16 protein-coding genes and 1 tRNA gene are annotated in these 22,158 nt (G+C 57.2%); 10 read left to right on the plus strand and 7 right to left on the minus strand.

Annotated features, from left to right (window positions below; translation table 11 throughout):
* Window positions 1-7 precede the first annotated feature (7 nt).
* Genes tsaE through trxA form a run of 6 tightly spaced genes read left to right on the plus strand, consistent with a single transcriptional unit; the run spans window position 8 to window position 9,067 of the window.
* Window positions 8-463 carry a tRNA (adenosine(37)-N6)-threonylcarbamoyltransferase complex ATPase subunit type 1 TsaE gene (gene tsaE, locus INR77_RS08660; protein ID WP_223070685.1) on the plus strand — a complete coding sequence of 152 codons (456 nt, stop codon included), beginning with the start codon at window positions 8-10 and terminating at the stop codon, window positions 461-463.
* Window positions 460-1,446: an aminoglycoside phosphotransferase family protein gene (locus tag INR77_RS08665; RefSeq protein WP_223070686.1), complete on the plus strand. Its 987-nt coding sequence runs from the start codon at window positions 460-462 to the stop codon at window positions 1,444-1,446. Before tsaE ends, INR77_RS08665 begins: the two co-directional genes overlap by 4 nt.
* Window positions 1,443-2,159, plus strand: a complete 717-nt coding sequence (locus INR77_RS08670; RefSeq protein ID WP_223070687.1) for a nucleotidyltransferase family protein — start codon at window positions 1,443-1,445, stop codon at window positions 2,157-2,159. Before INR77_RS08665 ends, INR77_RS08670 begins: the two co-directional genes overlap by 4 nt.
* Window positions 2,152-5,184 carry a double-strand break repair protein AddB gene (gene addB, locus INR77_RS08675; protein WP_223070688.1) on the plus strand — a complete coding sequence of 1,011 codons (3,033 nt, stop codon included), beginning with the start codon at window positions 2,152-2,154 and terminating at the stop codon, window positions 5,182-5,184. Before INR77_RS08670 ends, addB begins: the two co-directional genes overlap by 8 nt.
* Window positions 5,181-8,693, plus strand: a complete 3,513-nt coding sequence (addA, locus tag INR77_RS08680) for a double-strand break repair helicase AddA (protein ID WP_223070689.1) — start codon at window positions 5,181-5,183, stop codon at window positions 8,691-8,693. Before addB ends, addA begins: the two co-directional genes overlap by 4 nt.
* Before the next feature lie 53 nt (window positions 8,694-8,746).
* Window positions 8,747-9,067: a thioredoxin gene (gene trxA, locus INR77_RS08685; RefSeq protein ID WP_223070690.1), complete on the plus strand. Its 321-nt coding sequence runs from the start codon at window positions 8,747-8,749 to the stop codon at window positions 9,065-9,067.
* Window positions 9,068-9,162: 95 nt separating this feature from the next.
* Here the strand turns inward: trxA and INR77_RS08690 are convergent, their stop codons facing one another.
* Together INR77_RS08690 and argJ are read right to left on the minus strand one after the other, a co-directional pair.
* Window positions 9,163-9,975, minus strand: a complete 813-nt coding sequence (locus INR77_RS08690) for an inositol monophosphatase (protein ID WP_223070691.1) — start codon at window positions 9,973-9,975, stop codon at window positions 9,163-9,165.
* Window positions 9,972-11,198, minus strand: a complete 1,227-nt coding sequence (gene argJ, locus INR77_RS08695) for a bifunctional glutamate N-acetyltransferase/amino-acid acetyltransferase ArgJ (protein WP_223070692.1) — start codon at window positions 11,196-11,198, stop codon at window positions 9,972-9,974. Before argJ ends, INR77_RS08690 begins: the two co-directional genes overlap by 4 nt.
* 153 nt (window positions 11,199-11,351) lie before the next feature.
* On the opposite strand from argJ, the gene INR77_RS08700 reads away from it, so the two are divergent.
* The 3 genes from INR77_RS08700 (at window position 11,352) to INR77_RS08710 (ending at window position 15,316) form a co-directional block, all read left to right on the plus strand.
* A complete protein-coding gene (locus tag INR77_RS08700) occupies window positions 11,352-11,636 on the plus strand; it encodes a hypothetical protein (RefSeq protein ID WP_223070693.1) in 285 nt (94 codons plus the stop codon).
* A 143-nt stretch (window positions 11,637-11,779) separates the two neighbouring features.
* Window positions 11,780-14,548: a preprotein translocase subunit SecA gene (gene secA / locus INR77_RS08705; RefSeq protein WP_223070694.1), complete on the plus strand. Its 2,769-nt coding sequence runs from the start codon at window positions 11,780-11,782 to the stop codon at window positions 14,546-14,548.
* Window positions 14,549-14,572: 24 nt separating this feature from the next.
* A complete protein-coding gene (locus INR77_RS08710; protein ID WP_223073490.1) occupies window positions 14,573-15,316 on the plus strand; it encodes a sulfite exporter TauE/SafE family protein in 744 nt (247 codons plus the stop codon).
* 29 nt (window positions 15,317-15,345) lie between these two features.
* Here the strand turns inward: INR77_RS08710 and INR77_RS08715 are convergent, their stop codons facing one another.
* The 3 genes from INR77_RS08715 to INR77_RS08725 form a co-directional block, all read right to left on the minus strand.
* On the minus strand, window positions 15,346-16,071 hold the full coding sequence (locus INR77_RS08715) for a hypothetical protein (RefSeq protein WP_223070695.1): 726 nt from the start codon (window positions 16,069-16,071) through the stop codon (window positions 15,346-15,348).
* A gap of 73 nt (window positions 16,072-16,144) precedes the next feature.
* Window positions 16,145-16,219, minus strand: a tRNA-Asn gene (locus INR77_RS08720).
* Window positions 16,220-16,361: 142 nt separating this feature from the next.
* Entirely contained in the window at window positions 16,362-17,192 is an 831-nt protein-coding gene (locus INR77_RS08725) for an NAD kinase (protein WP_223070696.1), read from the minus strand.
* A 201-nt stretch (window positions 17,193-17,393) separates the two neighbouring features.
* Between INR77_RS08725 and INR77_RS08730 the strand changes: the two genes are divergently transcribed.
* Window positions 17,394-18,266, plus strand: coding sequence for an EAL domain-containing protein (locus tag INR77_RS08730; RefSeq protein ID WP_223070697.1), 873 nt, complete (start codon window positions 17,394-17,396; stop codon window positions 18,264-18,266).
* Between the two features lie 3 nt (window positions 18,267-18,269).
* Here INR77_RS08730 and mfd read toward each other — a convergent pair whose 3' ends face one another.
* Together mfd and INR77_RS08740 are read right to left on the minus strand one after the other, a co-directional pair.
* Window positions 18,270-21,767, minus strand: a complete 3,498-nt coding sequence (mfd, locus tag INR77_RS08735; RefSeq protein WP_223070698.1) for a transcription-repair coupling factor — start codon at window positions 21,765-21,767, stop codon at window positions 18,270-18,272.
* Between the two features lie 75 nt (window positions 21,768-21,842).
* On the minus strand, window positions 21,843-22,121 hold the full coding sequence (locus INR77_RS08740) for a succinate dehydrogenase assembly factor 2 (protein WP_223073491.1): 279 nt from the start codon (window positions 22,119-22,121) through the stop codon (window positions 21,843-21,845).
* Window positions 22,122-22,158: the final 37 nt, after the last annotated feature.

Genomic DNA, 22,158 nt, shown 5'->3' on the forward strand with positions numbered 1-22,158 from the left:
TGCAGGCATGAGTGAGGCGACGCGCGTCGATTTGCCCGACCTCAAAGCCATGTCGGACTTTGGCGCGCGTATCGCGGCAAATGCGCGCGCTGGCGATGTTGTCGCGCTCGAAGGAGGGCTGGGCGCAGGCAAGACCACTCTGGCGCGCGCGTTCCTTTCAGCGCTAGGTCATGAAGGCGAGGTGCCATCACCAACGTTCACCATCATTGAAACCTATGACGCACCGCCTTTGCGAGTGGCCGTGGCGCACGCCGATTTCTATCGCCTCGAAGACCCTTCAGAGGCGTTGGAAATCGGGCTTGATGATTACCGCGAAGGCGCGGTGCTGATCGCGGAATGGCCCGATCATGCAGGAGGCTTCGCCCATGAACCTTCGTGTTTGTCGATCCTGTTGGAAACACGTGGGCAAGGGCGCGTGGCGGTTGTGAAACCGGGAGCAGATTGGCTAGGACGAATGCCATGAACGAATTGCCGGACGGACTAGTCGATTTTGTATCCCATGCCGATTGGGGCGATGCTGTGATTGAGCCTATCCCCGGCGATGCTTCGTTTCGGCGCTATTTCCGGCTGCGAAAGCCATCGGGCGAAACCGCCATGCTGATGCACGCCCCCCCGCCTGAGGAAGATCCGCAACCCTTCATTCTGGTAGCGGGATGGCTTAGCCAGAATGGGATGCGCGCGCCAGAAATCCTTGCGCAAAACCCTCGCGAAGGCTGGCTGCTGACAGAGGATTTTGGCAACGACCGGATGCGCGAATGGGTAGATGCAAACCCTGCTGATGAGCTGCCCGCTTACGAGGCGGCGATTGACGCATTGGTGGCGCTCCACCAGCATCCAGCCGGTCCGTTTTCGCCATATGATATGGGCACTTATCTGCGTGAAGCTGCGCTTCTGACTGAGTGGTATGCCCCCGCGCAATCGCTTCAGGTTGATGATGCCGGTTACCTCGCTGCGTGGGAAGCGGCACTTGCGCCTTTGCTTGAGCGGCAGGCGTCTCGTGTGACGGTGCTGCGTGATTATCATGCTGAAAACATCATGCTTTTGGATGGCAAAGCGACGGCCCCCCAAGGGCTGATCGACTTTCAGGATGCGCTCGCCGGGCACCGGGCTTATGACCTTGTGTCGCTGCTTCAGGACGCACGGCGCGATGTCTCGCCTGAGCTGGAGGAAGCGATGCTATCCCGGTACATCGAGAAGGCGGGGGCAGATGAGCATTTCCGTGCCGATTACGCCCGTCTTGGCGCGCAGCGAAACGCGAAGATTGTCGGCATTTTTGTGCGCCTCTATAAACGCGATGGAAAACCCAAATACCTTTCGATGATCCCACGAGTATGGGCGGCGATGGAGCGGGATTTGCAGCACTCTGCGCTTGAGCCTGTTGCAAAGTGGTTCGATGCCAACATCCCTGATGAGCTTCGCGCTGCAAATGGGGGGACGATCGCGTGACTGTACTTGCGAGCGACACCGCCATGGTGATGGCCGCAGGCATGGGCAAAAGAATGCGCCCGCTCACCGCAACCATGCCAAAGCCGATGGTGCGTGTGGCGGGAAAACCATTGATCGATCATGCGCTCGACCGGCTCGCAGAAAGCGGCGTGACCAAGGCTGTTGTTAACGTCCATTATCTGGCCGATGCCCTCGAAGCGCACGTGCTTGAGCGCGAAGTGCCACAGATCACCATTTCAGATGAGCGCGGCGAATTGCTGGAAACAGGCGGAGGGTTGATCAAGGCGCAAGGCTTGCTCCCGGATACCTTCTTTTGTCTTAACGCTGACAACATCTGGCTCGATGGGCCAAAAAGCGCATTTCATGATCTTTCCGCGCGTTGGGATCCGGATAAGATGGACGCGCTGCTCTTGCTGGTTGGACACGCGCGGGCGGAGAATTTCAAAGGCAAAGGCGACTTTCACATGGACGCACAAGGGCGGCTGAAACGTCGCCAATCTGGCCGCATTGCGCCCTTTATTTATACCGGTATTCAACTGCTGTCGAAACGCCTCCTTCGCGATGCGCCTGAGGGTAAGTTCTCCACCAACATCTTGTGGAACCGCGCGATGGAGGAAGGGCGGCTTTACGGCGTGTCATTCACCGGATTGTGGTTTGAGGTGGGCACGCCCGACGCGATTGCCCCCACGGAAGACGCGTTAAAGCGTGGCTGAAACGGGCCACCCAAACATCTATTCCATAGCCGCACACCGCGGTTTTGCCGACGCGCTCGTTGCCGGAATAGTGCCCCGCTATTCGCAAGGCGAACAGGGCTTGGCGCGGCTTACCCTGCTTGTTCCCAGCTCACGGGCGGCGCGCACCATTTCCGAAGCTTTCATCCGCCATACGGGCGCGGAAGGGAAAGCGGGAATGTTGATGCCGCGCATGGTCACAATCGGCGATCTTGATCTGGATGAGGCTTTGGGCGCGCTGCTTGATCCCTTGGGGGCGTCAGATATTCCCCCTGCGGTCGAACCAACGAAGCGCGTTCTGGAACTGGCAAAGCTGATTGAGGAAGAGCGCGCTGAGCTCAAAGAGGCTCCCATGCCCGGCGCGGCTCGTCTCCGCATGGCGCGCGATATTGCACGCACGATGGATCGCTTGCTGGTGGAGGAAAAGACACCGGGCGATCTGCTGGGCGAACCCGTTCTCGATATGCTTGGTGATCTGTCCTGGCATTGGCAGCGCGCGCTGCACCTCTTTGCGAAGGTACAAAGACGATGGCTTACGCGTTTGGATGAGCTCGGGGCAGTCGATGCGGCAACCCGGCGCAATAGGTTGTTCGAAAGGGCTGCGACCAAGTGGCGCAGCGAGCCGCCCGGAGCGCCCATTGTCGCCGCGGGTGTCACCAGCGCCTCTCCTGCGCTTGCGCGGATGCTGCGGGTGGTGGCCAATTTGCCCAATGGCGCGGTTATCCTGCCCGATCTCGACCTGTCGCTTTCCGATGAAGCGTGGGACGAGCTTGGCCGAGCCGGCGCAGCGCCAGAGCCGGGCGGAGAGATATTCGCCAAGAAGGATGCGCTAACCCATCCGCAATATCACCTGAAACTGCTGTTGGAGCGTATGGGCATTGCTCGCGAAGAGGTCCGGCCTTGGCACCGCTCTGGCATGAGCGCCGCCGAACCATCGCGCTCTCGTGCGATCAGCTCGCTGTTCCTCCCGCCAAAGGCAAGCCAGACTTGGGTCGGTCTGGAACCAGAACAGCGTCGTTTGAAGGGCGTGCGCCTGATGACGAGCGCCTCAGTGGAAGATGAAGCGCAGGCCATTGCAATGCTTGTGCGTGAGGCATTGGAAGTACCGGAGAAGCGCGTCGCGGTAATCAGCGCGGATCGCAGCCTTGCGCGGCGCGTGGCGCAAAATCTCCAGCGCTGGAATATCCAAGCCGATGATACAGCGGGCCGCGCTTTGTCGCTAACTGCGGCGGGGCGGATGTTCGGTCTTTTGGCTGATCTCGCTACCCATGGTCCGACGCCTGCTCAATTGATCGGCGCGCTGGCGCATCCTCTGGTGCTGCGCGATGCGCCAGAGGAGCGTAAAATCTGGCTTGGAGCGCTGCGGAAATTTGACCGGGAGCTGCGTGGGCCGACGCCAGCTCCGGGACTGGGGCCTCTTCGTGAAATAGCCCACAAAGCGGGCGTGGCCCAATGGTGGGAGAAGGTCGAGACGATCATTTCGCCTTTGGTCGGACTGCCCGAAAACCTTAGTCTGGCTAATGCGCTCGATCTGATGAACGAGGCCGCTGAAACGCTTGCGGGCGATGCCATTTGGGCACGCGAAGATGGCCGCGCGCTCGCTCAAATGGTTGAGGATTTGCGGCTCCATGCCCGCGAGGTTGGCACCTGCGCTGCGCCAAGCGATCTTGCCGGGATCGTGCGTGACTGCATGGAAGAAATTGCAGTTCGCCCGCCTTATGGGGGCCATCCGCGTGTCGCCATCTACGGTCTTCTGGAATCGCGCCTGGCGAGAGCTGATCTGGTGATTTGCGCAGGGCTTAACGAAGGTAGCTGGCCGCAAGCACCGGGGGCCGAGGCACTGCTCGCGCCAGCGGTTTTGCGCGCGCTTGGCGTACCGGGCGCAGAGTTTCGCATTGGCCTTGCCGCGCACGATCTCGCAGGCGCGATGGGAGCGCCTGAGGTCGTGCTCAGCCGCTCCCAACGCGATAGCGAAGGGCCGACCTTGCCTTCGCGTTTCCTGTTGCGAGTTGAGGCATTGCTAGGGGAACTGGCCAAGGATACGCGCGAGACAAGGATGGAGGCGCTTGCCGCCCAGCTCGACCGCGCGCCAGAGCCAGCGCCACCCTATCCAAGACCGATGCCGCGCCCTTCGGCTGAGCAGCGTAAGGTGGATATAAAGGTCACCGCTTTGGACCGGCTTTTGGGTGATCCTTATCAGTTTTACGCCGCTGAGATTCTCGGCCTGAGAAAACTCGAACCACTTGCCGCCGATCCATTCGGTGACCCTGCCTTACGGGGAACCCTGGTGCATGACATCCTCGATGGTTGGCACAAGGCGAGGGTGAGCGATCCGACGGTTAGACTTGTGCCTTTTGCCATTCAGAAGTTTGAGGATGCCCAAGTCCACCCCCTGTTCAAGGGGCTGTGGCAACCCCGCCTTCTCGCTGCGATGGAGCGTTTTGAGCAATGGATTGATAAGGCCGCCAGAGAAGGCCGCCAAGTTTTAGCGACCGAAGCAAATGGCGCGATGATGGTGGAGGGCGTGAAGGTGCGCGGGCGTGCCGACCGGATTGACCGGCTGCCCGATGGCACCCTTGCTATCGTCGATTATAAAACAGGCGGTCCGCCGTCGGCTGTACAGGCCGAGGCAGGATATGCGCTTCAGATGGGTCTGCTTGGCCTGATTGCGCGCGATGGCAGCTTTGATGGTGATCAGATGATCACCGGTGATGCGAGCGCGTTTGAGTATTGGTCGCTTGCCCGTGACAAAAAAGACGGCGAATTTGGCTACACCGATCAGCCACTTAAAATAGGAAGAAAAACTAAAGGCCTCACCCCAGATGAATTTCTACCCAAGCATGAGAAATTCCTCTCGGAGGCTATCTCCCGCTTCATCCTCGGCAGTGATCCTTTCACTGCGAAAGAGAACCCGGACTATCCCGGCTATGCCGACTACGATCAGTTGATGCGGCTTGAGGAATGGATCGTGCAGCTTAGTGAAGCTGGCGGGGAGGGCACGTTATGAGCGGCAAGGTTTTCCCGCTTCAAGACAACCAACTCGGTGCAGCGAACCCGCGTGACAATGTGTGGCTTTCTGCATCCGCCGGGACGGGCAAGACACAGGTTCTCTCCGCCCGCGTACTGCGCTTGCTGCTCACTCCCGGCGTCGATCCGTCGCAAATCCTTTGCCTCACTTTTACCAAAGCGGGCGCAGCTGAAATGGCAACCCGCATCAACTCTGTGCTCGCGCGCTGGGTTCGGCTCGATGCAGGGGCGCTCGGCAAAGAACTGGGCTATCTTGGCGCGAAGGTCGATCCTGCGACACAGGCTCATGCGCGTACTTTGTTTGCAAGCGTTCTTGATTGCCCCGGAGGGGGCTTGCGGATTGATACGATCCACGCGTTTTCTCAATGGCTCCTTGCTAACTTTCCCGAAGAAGCAGAGCTTCCCCCCGGAGCCCGCCCGATGGAAGACCGCGAGCGCGAGCTCTTGGCGCGCGAGGTGCTGGCAGAGTTGCTGAGCGAGGGCGATCCGACTTTTACCGCCAATGTCGAAAACTTCGCGCGGGCGAAGGAGCCGGACGCGCTGCGCAGCTGGCTCATGCGCTGCGCCAGTGCTGCCGAGATGTGGTTGGGGAATGATGGCTGGCAATCACCCATGGGTGCGCGGGTCAAGCGGCTACTCGACATTCCAAGTGATGCGGATGAGACCTGGGCGTTTGAAGGCCTTGGACCTGACCGTTTTCCCGACGGTCACGTGCTCTCAATGATTGGGCCGCTTGAGGAATGGGGCACCAAGACCGCCGAAAAGTGCATTCCGTTCATGCGTGAATGGTTGGGCCTCGACCTTGAGGCACGGATCGAAGCGTTTTCAAATTTTCGCAAGACACTGTTGCGAGCCGATGGTGAACCAGCACTGACATTCAAAAAGCCTCGTGAAAAATACCCATACTTTGTTGAAGGACAGAATTTGATTTCTGGGGCGGTCAAAATGGTTGAGGAACGCCGCGCGCTTCTGGCCATGGCTGAATTTTTCACCAGTTCGCTCGAAATGGGGCGCAAGTTTTGGGAGCGCTGGGAGGCTGCCAAATTACGCGAAGGCTATCTCGACTTTGACGACCTTATCCGGCGCGCAGCTGAGCTTTTGGGCCAAAAAGATGCCTCCGCCTGGATCCGCTACAAGCTTGACCGAAGCTTTGACCACATCCTGATCGATGAGGCCCAGGACACTAATAAAAGCCAATGGGATATTATCGATGCGCTGATCGATGATTTCTTTTCGGGCGATGGTGCGAGCGGTGATAAAATCCGTACGATCTTTACGGTAGGCGATTATAAACAAGCGATTTTCGGCTTTCAGGGGACGAGCCCGGAAAACTTTGAGCGTGCCAAACTACGGGTAAAAAAGCGCATTGATGATGCGAGGGCGTCGGCCCATGAAATACGCGCTAATCGCCGTTTGCCGACATGGAATGAACTTGATCTTGGCCGTTCATTTCGCACCGCCATGCCCGTGCTCGACTTTGTCAACCGCGCGATGGATGTCATCGGTCACTACGCCTTTGGCCTTACCAAACCATCAGAGCCGCACGTCGGCGATGATCGTCCCGGACTGGTCACACTATGGAACCCGGTGAAGGCTGCCGAAAATGGCGAAACCGCGGATCACAATGAGGAAGATGAGCGCGAACAGGATTGGCTCCCTGCACACGACACGCAAATGGCGGAGAAGATCGCGCAGCAAGTGAGCCGCTGGGTCAATCCGCGTAATCCCAATTACGAACCCTTCGTGCTCGAAAAAGGCGTGCGCCGTCATGCAACGGCGGGTGATGTCATGGTGCTGGTGCGAAAACGCCGAGACATAGCTCGTCAGATTGTTGCCAAGCTTCACGCTAAAGGCGTGGCGGTTGCAGGTGTCGACAGGCTGAGGCTCGGCGATCCGCTAGCGGTCAAAGATCTTATGGCGGCGCTCCGGTTTGCGTCGCAGCCATTGGATGACTTATCGTTGGCCAATCTGCTTGCATCACCGCTGATCGGGTGGAGCCAGGACGACCTTCTGCAATATGTTCCACGCAAGGCGGGCAAGCGTTTGTGGGAACATCTTCGCAAACATGATGCGCCATTCGTAGAGGCGACCGCAGACAAGCTAAGAGAACTGCTCGCACGGGCGGATTATGATACGCCGCAGGACTTGCTTGCATGGCTCCTCACCGGACCGTGGGCCGCGCGCCGCAAATTGGTTGCTCGGCTAGGGCGCGAGGCGAACGATCCGATTGATGAGCTTCTCAACTCGGCCTTCGCTTATCAAAGCGCGCATACGCCAAGTTTGGCCGGTTTCATCGAATGGTTTGACGCAGGCACCGCCGACCTCAAACGCGATTCTGACGAAGCCGAGGGGCAGGTCCGGGTTATGACCGTACACGGGTCAAAGGGTCTGCAAGCGCCAATCGTGATTCTTGCCGATGCCACGGATGATGTGGGCAGGCCGGGTGATTTGACGCTGCCAGATAACCCTCTCAAAACCGATGATGAGAACGTACGCCAAGTTCCTGTTCCCTCTTTCAAGAAGGAAGAGCTGGTTGGTCTTGCTCAAGATGCGCAGGAAAAGGCCAAGACTGCGACCATGCAGGAGCACTGGCGGCTTCTTTACGTTGCAATGACACGCGCGGAGGAGGCGCTGTTCATTGGCGGTTCGCTTGGGCCAAAACAAGCGGACAAAGGGCCGCCGGAGGATTCATGGTATGCGCGTCTTGAGCCCGTATTCGAGACAGATGCGCTTGAAGACGAGATTTGGGGGGCGCGGCGCGAGTTTGGGGTTCGGGCTGATCCGATTGTAACTGTGGAGAAATCCGAAGGCGAAGAGGCGGGAGCAAAACCGCCTGCATGGCTTACGTCACCAATTGGTCCTGAGCCAAAGCCTCCACGTCCTCTTGCACCAAGTTCCGCAGGCGAAGAGCAGGGCAGCAATCCTCCTCTCGAGCCCGAATTTGCGAAAGTCGCCGCACGGCGGGGAACCTTGATCCACGCATTGCTGGAACGGTTACCCGATGTGAAGGCGCAAGAACGCCGCCAAGCTGCGAGCGCGTGGCTAGAACGCAGAGCGGGAGATTTGAGCGAAGAAACTCGCGCCGAAATGCTCGAAAGCGCGCTGAACGTTCTTGATAACCCTCAGTTTGCGAAGGTTTTTTCTGATAAAGCCCTTGCCGAAGTGCCGCTTGCCGCGACCGTTGATGGCGTTGTTATCGCAGGTACAGCAGACCGATTGCTTGTCGAAGACGAAGCCATCACTGTCGTGGATTTCAAGACAGCGAGACGCCCGCCTGAAAGTCTGGATGCGATCCCCAAGGCGACTATCAAGCAAATGGCGGCCTATGTGTCTGCGCTAGAAGTGATCTATCCCGGACGAACGATACACGCAGCGGTCCTTTACACGCAGACGCCGCAATTGTTTGAACTGTCGTCAACCCTGCTTGACGCGCACAAGCGCGAGTTTGGCGAGGCACAGGATAAGTTTGCGCCGCTTGATATTGAGTGAAGCGCGATAGCGACTAAATTGAACTCAACACGAAATTATGAGGAGTTGCCACCATGGCCACCGTCAATGTCACCGATGAAAGTTTTCAAGCCGATGTTCTGAGCAGCGACAAGCCCGTGCTGGTCGATTTTTGGGCCGATTGGTGCGGTCCGTGCAAAATGATCGCACCAGCGCTTGAAGAAATCAGCGAAGAGCTGGGCGAAAGCGTCACAATCGCCAAAATGGACATCATGGAAAACACCGGTGTGCCAGCGGAAATGGGTGTGCAATCGATCCCGCTTATGGTGCTGTTCAAGAACGGCGAGCCGGTTGCACGTAAAGTTGGCGCAGCTCCGAAAAGCCAGCTTAAAGAATGGCTTGAAAGCGAGATTTAAAAATTGCTTTAGCCCACCCCTAACCCCTCCCGCAGGCGGGAGGGGAACGAGACTTAACGAACCGCAGGTGAGTTTAGTCGCAGTGGGGTGGGCTGCTAGTCCAAGCGCCCTTCGAGACGCTTGGCAAACGCTTCCCATAAATCAGGGCTCGCCGCACCGATCATTCCGGTGCGGTCATGTTCGTCGACGCGGTATTCGCTGCCGTCGATGCGCGCGGCTTTCCCGCCCGCCTCGTTGAGCCATAACACTCCCGCTGCATGGTCCCACGCCAGCGTGCGCTTGAACACGGAAATATCGTTCTCACCCAGGGCAAGTCGCGGATATTGTTCAGCCGCGCAGCGCGGGATGTCGACAAGCGAATAGTGCGGGGTGATTTTCTCATCCATCTCCGCGCGCTGTTCATCATTGAGGAAGAGCGTGCTGATCCCTGCAACCGGCGGTGTCTGACCGGTGGTTTTAGCGGTAATCCGCTCCCCGTTGATGTAGGCGCCATCGCCTTTGCGGACATGGCAAAGGCGGTCCTTGATCGGATCGTAAAGCCAGCCTGCGACCGCTATCCCTGCGTCGGCCAAAGCGATAATAATCCCGAACGGCTCCTTGCCCTTGGTGAAGTTCGCTGTCCCATCCAGTGGGTCAATGATCCAGCAAGCATCTGAGAGCTTATCGAGCACATTTGGATCTGCTGCGACCGCTTCTTCTCCCACCACCGCCACGTCAGGCGCGAGCTTGGTAAGTGCTTCGGTGAGAAATTCTTCGATCTCGCGGTCAACCACTGTGACAGGATCGTCCTTCCCTTTCATCTCGATCTCGTCCTCTGCCAGCATCCGGAAACGCGGCATCATGGAGCGTTCAGCGGCAAAGCGAAGAAGATCGCGGATTTCAGCGTCGAGAGGGGAGAATTCGGTCATGATCGGTAGTCCGCATTGATCGAGATATAGCCATGGGTGAGATCGCAGGTCCAAACCGTGGCAGCACCGTCGCCCATGCCAAGTTCCACTGCGAGGTCGATCTCCTGACCTTTAAGGTGCTGTGCGACGGGCGTCTCGTCATAGTCTTCGACCGGTAAGCCATCGCGCGCCGTCCATATCCCGCCGAACGCAATGGAGAGCTTATCGCGATCTGCTGGCTCGCCCGCTTTGCCGACAGCCATGACCACACGGCCCCAATTGGCATCTTCGCCAGCAATCGCGGTTTTGACGAGCGGTGAGTTGGCAATTGCAAGGCCCACTTGGCGCGCGCTTTCATCGCTCACCGCGCCCGAAACGCGAACGGTGATAAATTTCGACGCTCCCTCGCCGTCACGCACCACAGCCTGCGCCAGCTTCCTGCATACATCGCCAAGCGCTGCTGCGAAGGCATCGGCGCCTGGACTGTCCCAACCGGTGATCGGCGCATTGCCTGCTTTGCCGGTCGCAAAGACCAGAACGGTGTCGCTTGTGGACGTGTCACCATCGACGGTGATGCAGGAAAATGTCTCAAGATTGGCGGCGCGCAAAAGTTCCTGAAGGAAGGCCGCTTCGACCTTTGCATCAGTAAAGATATACCCCAACATCGTCGCCATATCGGGCGCAATCATGCCCGAGCCTTTGATAATCCCGCATAATTCAACCCGCGTATCGCCAACCATGGCCGAGGCATGAGCGCCTTTGTTGAAGGTGTCGGTGGTGTTGATCGCGGCGGCGGCATCCTCCCAACCACAGGGCTGAGCGGCAAGCGCCTTCGCAATGCCTTCGCGCGCCCGGTCCTGAGGCAACGGTACGCCGATCACTCCGGTGGAAGACACGAGCACTTCGCTCGCGGCGCAGCCAAGACTGTTCGCGACCTGTGATTGAATAGCCTCCACCGCTTCGCGCCCTCGATAGCCAGTGAAGGCGTTCGAATTGCCCGCGTTGACGATCAAAGCGCGCGCGGTTCCCGATTTTACCTGTGCCCGGCCCAGTTCCACCTCAGATGATGCGCAGGCGCTCTGGGTGAAAACACCTGCAACGCTGGTCCCTTCGTCAAGTTCTACGAAAGTCAGGTCGCATCGGTCCCACTCCTTGTAACCCGCTCGCGCAACACGCAGGCGCGCGCCGTCTATCGAGGGCATTTCAGGAAAGGGCAGGGCAAGCGGTGATGTTTCAAGGTCCATGGGAAAAGCGCCCTAATCGTGTTTCGCACGGGCCGCAATCAAGCAGCGCAAGGCGAAAGTCACTAAATATTCACCATAAGCCGTGCAAAGCATCGTTTCACAATCTTATGGCGGTGGACGAACCGTCGCAAAGTGCCTATTTGAGCGATCACGATGATTAAACGCCACCTTTTGACGCTGTTCGTACTGTTAAGCGGTCTTGCCGCTCTACAGGCGCCCGTGCACGCGTCATGTGGGGAGACGGCGGCAACTCATGCTGGTGCTTTGCTCAGTGGTTGCGATGCGTCTGAGGCGGGCCATGGCGCCTGCGCCTTTGTGGCAGAAGCCAGAGCAAAAGCGCAAGAGACGGCGGTAGAGGGCGAGGGTGCCCTTGAGACTGCGCCCGCAGAAATAACGCTCGTTCCTTATATTTTTGGTGTTGATCGCGCGCTTGAATAGCGCCTTTTAAGCGATCCTGACCCACAAAAGTCCGCAGCGTATATTGCTGCGGCATTACACCCATGATTCCAGTTGTTTGCTTGAGGTTAGCCCGTGCGGCGGCCTTGCATAAAGGCAATATCTAACAAGGCTTTAGACGTCCAATGTTCAACACAATCGTAAAATCTGTCTTCGGTTCATCCAACGACCGCTACGTCAAGAAAATCCGCAAGGTGGTCGACCAGATCAACGCACTTGAACCCATGATCGAAGGGCTATCCGATGAAGCCCTGAAAGCGCAAACGAACAAGTTCCGCGAGCAGTTGGAATCAGGTTCGACCCTGAATGACATCCTGCCCGAAGCCTTTGCCACAGTGCGCGAAGCATCAAAGCGCGTGTTTGGTATGCGTCACTTCGATGTGCAGATGATCGGCGGTATTGTCCTGCAACGCGGCGAAATCGCCGAGATGCGCACGGGTGAGGGCAAGACGCTGATGGCGACGCTCGCGTGTTACCTCAATGCGCTTGACGGCAAGGGCGTGCACGTTGTGACCGTTAACGACTATCTGGCGCGCCGCGACGCGGAGTGGATGGGACAGCTTTACAACTGGCTGGGTCTGAGCGTTGGCGTGATTGTCCCCAATATGATGGAGGCGGACAAGCGCGAGGCGTACAACGCCGACATCACTTACGGTACGAACAACGAATTCGGCTTTGATTACCTGCGCGACAATATGAAGCACGAAAAGTCGCAAATGGTGCAGCGGCCTTTCAACTACGCGATTGTTGATGAGGTTGACTCGATCCTGATCGACGAGGCGCGTACGCCGCTCATCATTTCTGGCCCGACCGAGGACAAATCCGATCTTTACGTCAAGCTCGACGAGGTCGCCAAAGAGATACCCGAAGAGTGGTATGAGAAGGATGAGAAGACCAAGAATATCCAGCTGAACGAAGAGGGTTTGGATAAGGTTGAAGCGATTTTGATCGAAAAGGGGTTGCTCGAAACTGACAACCTTTATGACGTTGAGAACACGCAGATTGTCCACCATCTCGATCAGGCTTTGAAAGCCGTTCATATGTTCAAGCGCGATGATCACTACATCGTAAAGGACGACAAGGTTGTCATCATCGACGAGTTTACCGGACGGATGATGGAAGGGCGACGCTGGTCCAACGGCCTGCATCAGGCGGTTGAGGCCAAGGAAGGCGTGAAGATCGAGCCTGAGAACCAGACGCTCGCATCAATCACGTTCCAGAACTACTTCCGGATGTATCCAAAACTTGCAGGCATGACCGGTACGGCGGCCACGGAAGCTGCTGAATTCTGGGACATTTACAAAGTCAATGTGGTTGAAATCCCGACCAACCTTCCCGTCGCGCGGATTGATGAGGAAGACGAGTTCTATAAGAACACGATGGATAAATTCGCCGCGATTGCCAAAGCGATCAAGGAGAAGAACGAGATTGGACAGCCCATCCTTGTGGGTACGGTGTCGATTGAGAAATCCGAGTTGCTCAGCCAGTTCCTCGACAAAGAGGGGGTCGCTCACGAAGTCCTCAACGCACGCCAGCACGAGCGCGAGGCGCATATTGTGGCGCAGGCGGGCCGCATCGGCGCGGTGACTATCGCGACCAATATGGCAGGACGCGGCACCGATATTCAACTTGGCGGTAACGTCGACTTCCGCATCGAAGATGAGCTTGGCCATATGGAAGAGGGCCCTGAAAAGGACGCAGCCATCGCCAAAATCCGCGAGGAAGTGGCTGCGGAAAAAGCCCGCGTTTTGGAAGCTGGCGGGCTGTTCGTTCTCGGCACAGAACGCCACGAAAGTAGGCGGATCGACAATCAGCTTCGCGGGCGTTCAGGGCGTCAGGGTGATCCGGGCCTTTCGCGCTTCTACCTGTGTCTTGAAGACGACCTTTTGCGCATCTTTGGACCCGATACTCTGTTTGCCAAGATGATGAACTCCAACCTTGAAGATGGCGAGGCGATTGGTTCCAAGTGGCTCTCCAAAGCCATTGAAACCGCTCAGAAAAAGGTTGAGGGCCGCAATTACGATCAGCGTAAGAACGTCGTCCAATACGACGATGTCATGAACGACCAGCGTAAGGTCATCTATGAACAGCGCGGGGAAATTCAGGAATCCGAAACGGTCGATGATGTCGTTCTCGATATGCGTTACGACACGCTTTCTTCGATCATCTATTCAAACTGCCCTCGCGGCACTTACCCAGAGCAATGGAATGTCGAGGGGCTTAAAGAGAAGATCGAAGAAGTCTTCGGGCTTACTCCGCCAATCGACGAGTGGCTTGAGGAAGATGAGGTTGAGCAGGAAATCATCGAAGAGCGCATTAAGCTGCAAGCCGATGCTCTTATGGAAGAGAAGATCGCCAAGAACGATCCTGCCATTTGGCGTATGGTTGAAAAGCAAGTTCTGCTTGAGCGCCTGGACTACCACTGGAAAGAACACCTCGCGACTCTCGATGCCCTGCGTCAGGTGATCTGGATGCGCTCGGTCGCGCAGAAAAACCCGATCAACGAGTACAAGCAGGAGGCATTTGGCCTGTTTGAATCGATGCTCGATAACTTGCGCGAAGATGTGACCAAGCTGTTGATCAAGTCTGAAATCCGTATGGCTCCGCCGCCAGAGGCGCTGCCGGAACTGCCTGACTTCCTCACCAGCCACATCGACCCGCTGACGGGTGAGGATAACTCGAACGATGGTGATGGTTCTGAATTGCGCGGCGATATGATCGGCTCGCTCGCGCCGTCAACCACTGCGCACGCAGGGACCGGGGGAGCGATTAAAGAAAACCCCTATGCGCACCTGAACCTGTCGCGCAATGCGCTGTGCCCGTGTGGGTCGGGCAAGAAGTACAAGCACTGTCACGGTGCGGCAGGAATTCCGGCGGCGGCTGCAACCGTCTAAGGCGGAGCTGGCGCACCAGTGCCAATAATCGCTCTGCTGATTCTGGGATTTTTCCTCACCGCGCTGCTTTACGCGAGCGTGGGGTTTGGCGGGGGTTCGACCTATTCGGCGCTGCTGGCGTTAGCGGGGACAGACCACCGCATCCTTCCGCTGATCAGCCTCGCGTGCAATATCGTGGTGGTGGCGGGTTCTTCATGGAGGTTTGCGCGCGCCGGTGTGACCCCGTGGAAGGGCGCACTGGTCCTCACTGCTCTGGCGGCTCCTGCGGCGTTTGTTGGCGGGCTTATCCCGATAGACCGCGCAAGCTTCCTGCTGCTACTGGGCGCAAGCCTGGTGCTCACTGCGCTGACCATGCTGATCCCGGTGTCTGAGGTCAAAGGCGAGGGCGCACCCACTGGGTTTGCCAAAGCGATGCCCTTTGCCGCTGCCCCCATCGGTTTCCTCGCAGGGCTGGTGGGCATCGGCGGAGGGATATTCCTTGCACCCTTGCTGCACCTCACCCGCTGGCGCGGAGCCCGAGAAATCGCTGCAACTGCAAGCCTGTTTATCCTCGTAAACTCGGCCTTCGGTCTAGCGGGTCAGCTTGCAAAGAACGGTCCAGCGATGTTCGCAGGCGCGATGGCCGAGGCCTTGCCATTGCTCTTGGCTGTGGTGATAGGCGGTCAGATCGGCAGCCTGATGGCATTGCGCGTGTTGCCAGTGCGCTGGATCAGATGGCTGACGGCGGCGCTGGTGTTCATTGTGGGCGTGCGTTTGTTGGCTGGTTGAAACAGATCAAAAATTGAAAGTCATTCGACTCAAGACGGTTCTTTTGTTTTCGTGTGAAGAGCCTTGATCAAGGACTCTCCAACTTTCGTCAGGTGCAATATTCGTTTGGTTTCCATAGCTCTGTTGAGATCGGGGAAGGGTGGGGCGGTTCTCCGAATTGACCGACTCATCGAGTTGCTGATTCTTTGAGCAGAAAATCTGACCACTTGTTCCTCGCGGAGGATCCCTATTGCTATGACACTATCCACGGTCTCTGCTTCTGCTGTTTCTTCAGGAGGAGCTCTCCCGCTGACGAGCCTGTCATAATCTATCCTTATATCAGGGAAATGACGCGGGAACCTTGCCTGATTTTGAATATATGCCTTCGCAATCAGGTCCAATAGCAACGCATCCTTTGGCGACATTCTCGAGAGTAAATCAATGTTCCGCCTATTCAGAGCTTCGCCATTCCCAGCAGCTGCATTTGCGAGAAGTTTTGCAAATAACTCCTGAAGTTCGGGCTGATCTTCTTCAGTTGCTTTTTGGAACCAAGAATAAGCGAACCTCTCGGGGATGGCATCCGGATTAATTTCAAGTCCTAGATCGTCAAGATGCTTACTTACCTTCGGGCTTAGAGACGCGGCGTTCTTGAGGCGCCAATTTGCAACGCGATCCCCAACGATGCCATGCCACAAATCGCTCAGTACCCCGCCTTTCGAACTGTCCAGTTCCGGCGCACTTTTTATTATCGGGGTGAGGCCAGTAACATCGATCATCGCTGATCCAATGTAAGAAAAACCGTTCCACTCACAAGTGTAGTAGTGAACTAAAGCTGTCGAAAAGGAAAAATGGCTCCCCGAGTTGGATTCGAACCAACGACCAAGTGATTAACAGTCACCTACTCTACCGCTGAGCTATCGGGGAGCAGCTTCCCAAGCGGTATAAAGGGAAGCGAGGACGCGCCTATATGGGGAGCCGCGAAGCTTGGCAAGAGGGCGTTTTCGCTTTTTTGCGCATTCTGGCAAATTCTCTTGGAAATTGGAGCAAAACGCACTCGCGTCCGCCTTTAATCGACCGCAAATTGCTCTGACACTATCCTCTCGGCTAAGGACTGGCCGGGGTCGAACAAAAGCTCAAGTTCGTTCGCGTGATCGATTTCGACGATCACCTCTGCGATGTCGCGCAATTCCTTTTGGTCAGCGACCGCTGCAACGGGGCGCTTTTTAGGTTCAAGCACGCGCAAGGTGATGCGCATTTCATCGGGCAGGATCGCACCACGCCAACGCCGGGGGCGAAATGGGCTTATCGGGGTAAGGGCGAGCATCTGGCTATCCAAGGGCAGGATCGGACCATTGGCGGACAGGTTGTAAGCGGTGGAGCCTGCCGGGGTCGACACAAGGATGCCGTCGCCCACCAATTCTTCAATCCGGACGCGGCTTCCGACCGTGACTTCGATTTTTGCGGTTTGGCGCGTTTCACGAAGCAGCGAGAGCTCGTTAATGGCGCACAGCTTATGCATCTCTCCATCCTGAGTGACAGCGGTCACACGCAAGGGGGAGATGGTCTTGCCGCGCGCTTTATCGAGGCGGCGCATGACGTTTGCGCGGGCATCGTATCGGTTCATCAAGAAGCCAACCGTACCTCTGTTCATGCCGTAAGCAGGCACAATCCGGCGCATATCAATCATTCGATGAAGGGTGTGAAGCATATAGCCATCGCCGCCCAGAACAACGACGGCATCGGCTTGCTCCAATGGCACCCAGTCGCGTTGCTCTAAAAGGCGGGCAAGCGCCTCTTGCGCGCGCTCGGCCTCAGAGGCGACGAGAGCGATTTTCTCAAACCTGCCTGCCAATTCCTCGCCGTGCGACGCCTTCGCTGTGCCGTTAGTTTCATCCATCGAAAGTACCGCCTCGCTTTGCATTTGTGCACGAATTTCGTTTGCCGACTTGCCATCATGTGCGCCGCATAACAGACTATACAACAGCTTGTCGGCGCGCCCCCCAATTTGCGGCGCTAGGAACTTATCCTGATGTTCCATAATTGGTCGGATTGCAATTGGGGAGCGCAATCAAAGGTCTAAGGTATTAAGGAGCCTTTCATGGCAGATGCAAAGACCTCCAAAAATGCACACGGCAAAGGCGGACCTGCTGTGCCGTTCTCGCTGAGGGGGCCGGTAGCGGGCGAATTTCCAGGGGTGAAGCCCGGCGCGCTCGATGCTGATTTGCTGCGCGCGCTTGATCGGCGTGAGATTGAGGTCCTTTTCCAGCCTCAGTTTTCATGTGCGAGCGGTGCACTGGTCGGGGCAGAGGCTCTGGCGCGTTGGCAGCATCCAACCCTAGGCGAGATTGGCGCGCGGGATTTGTTTGCGATCGCCGAACGCGCGGCATTGGTCGCGCCTTTGTCGCGTCATGTCGTCGCGCGCGCTTTGGAGGATGCTGGGCGTTGGCCGAAAGAGTTGACCGTCTCGCTTAACATCACGCCTGAAGAATTGGGCGACCCGCGCTTTGCCGCCGATTTTGCAAGCGTGATCGCGAAAAGCACGATTGAGCCTGAGCGACTGATGCTTGAGATCACGGAGGACGTGCTGCTGCGCAATCTGGAGCAGGCGGCCTCGGCTTTGCGGGCTTTGAGGAAGCTCGGCTTCCGCACTGCACTTGATGATTTCGGCGCCGGGTTCTGCAATTTCCGGTATTTGCGCGAGCTTCCGCTGGACGCGCTTAAGCTCGATAAGAATATGGTCGATGATGTGCCGGGCGATGCGAAGGCGCTCGCCGTACTGCGCGCGATCATCCAGCTTGGTAAGGCTCTCGATCTTTCGATCTATGCGGAGGGGATTGAGGACGACGTCCAGCGTGCCGCAATCACTTCGGAGGGGTGTGATTATTGGCAGGGCTTCCTACGAGCACAGCCGATGAAGAGTGCCGAAGTGCTCACGCTCGCTGCGACTGCGCGGGGCCGGGGACACGGTTAAGAATTAGGCCGCTTTTTTCCGCTTGTGCTTGCGTACAATCCCGCTCAGCCCCTTCGTGAGTTGGAATAGGCCGTTGAGACGACTTTCAGGGCTGCCCCATGCCCGATTGATGACAAGCTTCATATCCGGGCGCAGCTTCGCGGTTTCAGCGTTGCCTTGATTGAGGCGGTCGACATAAGCGACAAGCCCAGGTCCATCGGGGAAATCGTCCTTGTGGAAGGTGACGAGTGTCCCGCGCACGCCAACATCAATCTTGGCGATATTCGCCTCAATCGCTTGGTGCTTGATCTCGATCAGCTTGACGAGGTTTTGCGTGGGCGCAGGCAGATCGCCAAAGCGGTCGATCATTTCAGCGGCAAGGCTTTCAATCTCGGCCTTATCCTGCGCCTGGTTGAGACGGCGGTAGAGCGCCATGCGGACCGCCAAGTCTGGCACGTAATCCTCCGGGATCATGATCGGCGCATCCACTGTGATCTGCGGTGAGAAGGCATCTTGAGCTTTCTCAAGGCCCATCTCGCCAGCTTTGGCCGCGAGAATCGCGTCTTCGAGCATCGATTGATAGAGTTCAAAGCCGACCTCGCGGATGTGGCCGGATTGCTCGTCTCCGAGGAGGTTGCCTGCCCCGCGAATGTCGAGGTCGTGAGAAGCAAGCTGGAAGCCTGCGCCAAGAGAATCGAGGTCGGAAAGAACCTTGAGCCGTTTCTCTGCAATCTCGGAAAGCTGCACATCCTTCTCATAGGTGAGATAGGCATAGGCGCGCAGCTTTGATCGGCCTACGCGGCCCCTCAATTGGTACAGCTGTGCGAGGCCAAATCTGTCCGCGCGGTGGATGATGATGGTGTTGGCCGATGGCAGGTCGAGTCCGCTTTCAACGATGGTCGTAGAGAGCAGCACCTCATATTTGCCTTCGTAAAACGCGCTCATCCGCTCTTCAATTTCGCCAGCGCCCATTTGGCCGTGGGCGGAAATTGATTTAACCTCTGGCACATTCTCACGAAGCCATTCTTCAACATCAGCCATGTCGGAAATGCGAGGCACCACGATAAAGCTTTGCCCGCCGCGATGGTGTTCACGAAGCAGTGCCTCGCGCATCACCATATCGTCCCACTCCATCACATAGGTCCGCACCGCAAGACGGTCGACCGGCGGGGTTTGAATGGTCGAAAGCTCGCGCAGTCCCGTCATCGCCATTTGGAGTGTGCGCGGGATAGGCGTCGCGGTCAGCGTCAGCATATGCACATCGGCGCGCAGTTGCTTCAGCTTCTCTTTGTGCGTTACGCCAAATCTCTGTTCCTCATCGACGATAACGAGGCCCAAATTCTTGAACTCGGTCGATTTGGAGAGGATCGCGTGCGTGCCAACGATAATATCAATGTCACCGCTCGCCAAACGCTCGCGCGTTTCGGTCATTTCCTTTGTCGAAACTAGGCGAGAAAGCCGTCCGACATTCAAAGGGAAGCCCGCAAAGCGTTCTTTGAAGTTCTGATAGTGCTGGCGCGCAAGAAGGGTGGTGGGCGCGACGACCGCAACTTGTTGCCCGTTCATCGCGGCAACGAAAGCTGCGCGCAAAGCGACTTCGGTTTTGCCAAAGCCAACGTCGCCGCACACGAGACGGTCCATCGGTTTGCCGCTTTCAAGGTCGCGCAACACATCCGCGATGGCTGCGTCCTGATCTTCGGTTTCTTCCCATGGGAAACGGTCGAGGAACTGGTTGTATGAAGCTTCTTCGACTTCGAAGACGGGCGCTTTTTTAAGCGCGCGTTCGGCGGCGACTTTCATCAATTCGCCGGCAATGGCGGTAATGCGTTCTTTGAGTTTTGCGCGGCGTTTCTGCCATGCTTCGCCACCAAGGCGATCGAGCATGACTGCGTCTTCGGAAGAGCCATAACGGCTGAGAACGTCGATGTTCTCAACCGGGATGAAGAGCTTGTCTCCACCCTTATATTCGAGCTGAACGCAGTCGTGCTGGCTTTTCCCAACCGGCACAGGCTCAAGGCCCATATATTTGCCGATGCCGTGTTCAACGTGAACGACAAGGTCGCCCTTTGTTAGCGCCTGAAGCTCAGCCAGAAACGCGTCAGAATCCTTGCGCTTCTTCTTGCGGCGGACAAGCCGGTCGCCGAGCACATCCTGCTCGGTCAAGAGTTCAAGATCGTCGCTCGAAAAGCCGGTGTCGAGCGGCAAAACCATTGCCGCGATCTTGCCTTTGGCGGCGAGGCCCTGCGCTTCCTGCCAGCTTTCTGCGACAACCGATGGAGCGCCCGCTTCTTCAAGGATGGAAGCAATCCGCGCACGGCTGCCGGTGGAATAGGCGGCGAAAAGAGCTTTCTTTCCTGCCTTCGTTACCGAAGTGAAATGCTTGGCCGCGGCTTCATAAATGTTGTCACCGCGTGCGCGTTCAGGGGTGAAATCGCGGGCTGCTTTAAAGCCGAAGTCGAGTGTGGATGACCCTTCTTCCTGCGTAAATACCGTGGCTCTATGCGCGTTGACAGAGGCGAGGGCGTCCTTGAATTCGTTCTCAGCCAGATAGAGCGCATCTTTACCCAGCGGGCGGTAACTGCCTGATGTCTCGCTTGCGATGCGTTGGCGTTGATCATGATAGTCGGCGATATCTTTGAGGCGCTCATCCGCTGCGCCCAATGCGCCTTGGTCGATCACCACCACGTCATCTTTGCCAAGATGGTCGAAGAGCGTGGCAAGCTTCTCTTCGAACAGCGGCAGCCAATGCTCCATCCCGGCCAGCCGCCGGCCGTCGCTTACCGCTTCATAAAGCGGGTCCTGCGTGGCGTTGGCCCCAAACAATTCGCGATAGCGCGACCGGAAGCGTTTGATGCTTTCATCATCAATCAGCGCCTCAGATGCGGGGAGCAGCAGGTGATCCTGCAAGCGCCCGGTCGAGCGCTGGGTCGACGGATCGAACAGGCGCAAGCTTTCCAACTCATCACCGAAGAAATCGAGCCGCAGACCTTCATCAAGAGAAGAGGGGAAAATATCGACAATCGAGCCGCGAACCGCAAATTCACCGTGGTCAATTACCGTGTCGGTGCGCGAATATCCCTGCCGTGTCAGGAGCGCGGCCAGACTGTCGTGGCCAATGGTTGTGCCGACTTTGAATTCGCGCACGCTTTCACGAATTCGGAATGGCGTGAGCACGCGTTGCAAAACCGCGTTAGCTGTCGTGACGACCAATTGCGATGAACTTGACGGACGCTGTATCCGGAACAATGCCGACAAACGTGCAGCGCTTACCGACAATGCTGGCGATGCTCTGTCGTATGGGAGGCAATCCCATGCAGGAAATTCTAGTACCTCGATCTCTGGCGCGAAAAAGCGCGCAGCCTCCGCCACCGAACGCATTGCTGCATCGTCGGGTGCAATGAAAACGGCGCGCTGCTTGGCGGCTCTGGCGAGGTCGGCCATCACCAAGGGCTGCGCGCCTCTGGGAAGCGAGGACAGGGTCAGCGAGCAATTGGCAGATAGGATGCGGGAGAGGTCAGGCATAAAGGTTCAGCTCAATAGCAATTGGGCCCCGCGAAAGTTCCGAGGGGCCTTACCAGATTTTTGATTGCGAGCCGCTTAGCTTGGAATGTCGACGTAGTCGAGGCGCTGCATCTTCTCGATCATCTCGCCTTGAAACCGTTCTGGCACGGCTTGCGTTTTGAGGCCCCACGCCATGACATCGACATCGTCTTCGGCAAGCAGATCCTCAAACCAGTCCATCTCTTCTTCGCCCCATTCTTCGTGGTAGCGATCAAAATAGCCGCCGATCATATAGTCAGCTTCGCGCGTGCCTCTGTGCCAGGCACGGAATTTGGCGCGAGCTTTGCGGGTTTTTAATGTGGGCATATCGGACATGGGATTCAGGTAAGGCACTCGAAAGCTCTAAGCAAGG

The organism is Erythrobacter sp. SCSIO 43205, from assembly GCF_019904235.1.
GTDB lineage: Bacteria > Pseudomonadota > Alphaproteobacteria > Sphingomonadales > Sphingomonadaceae > Erythrobacter.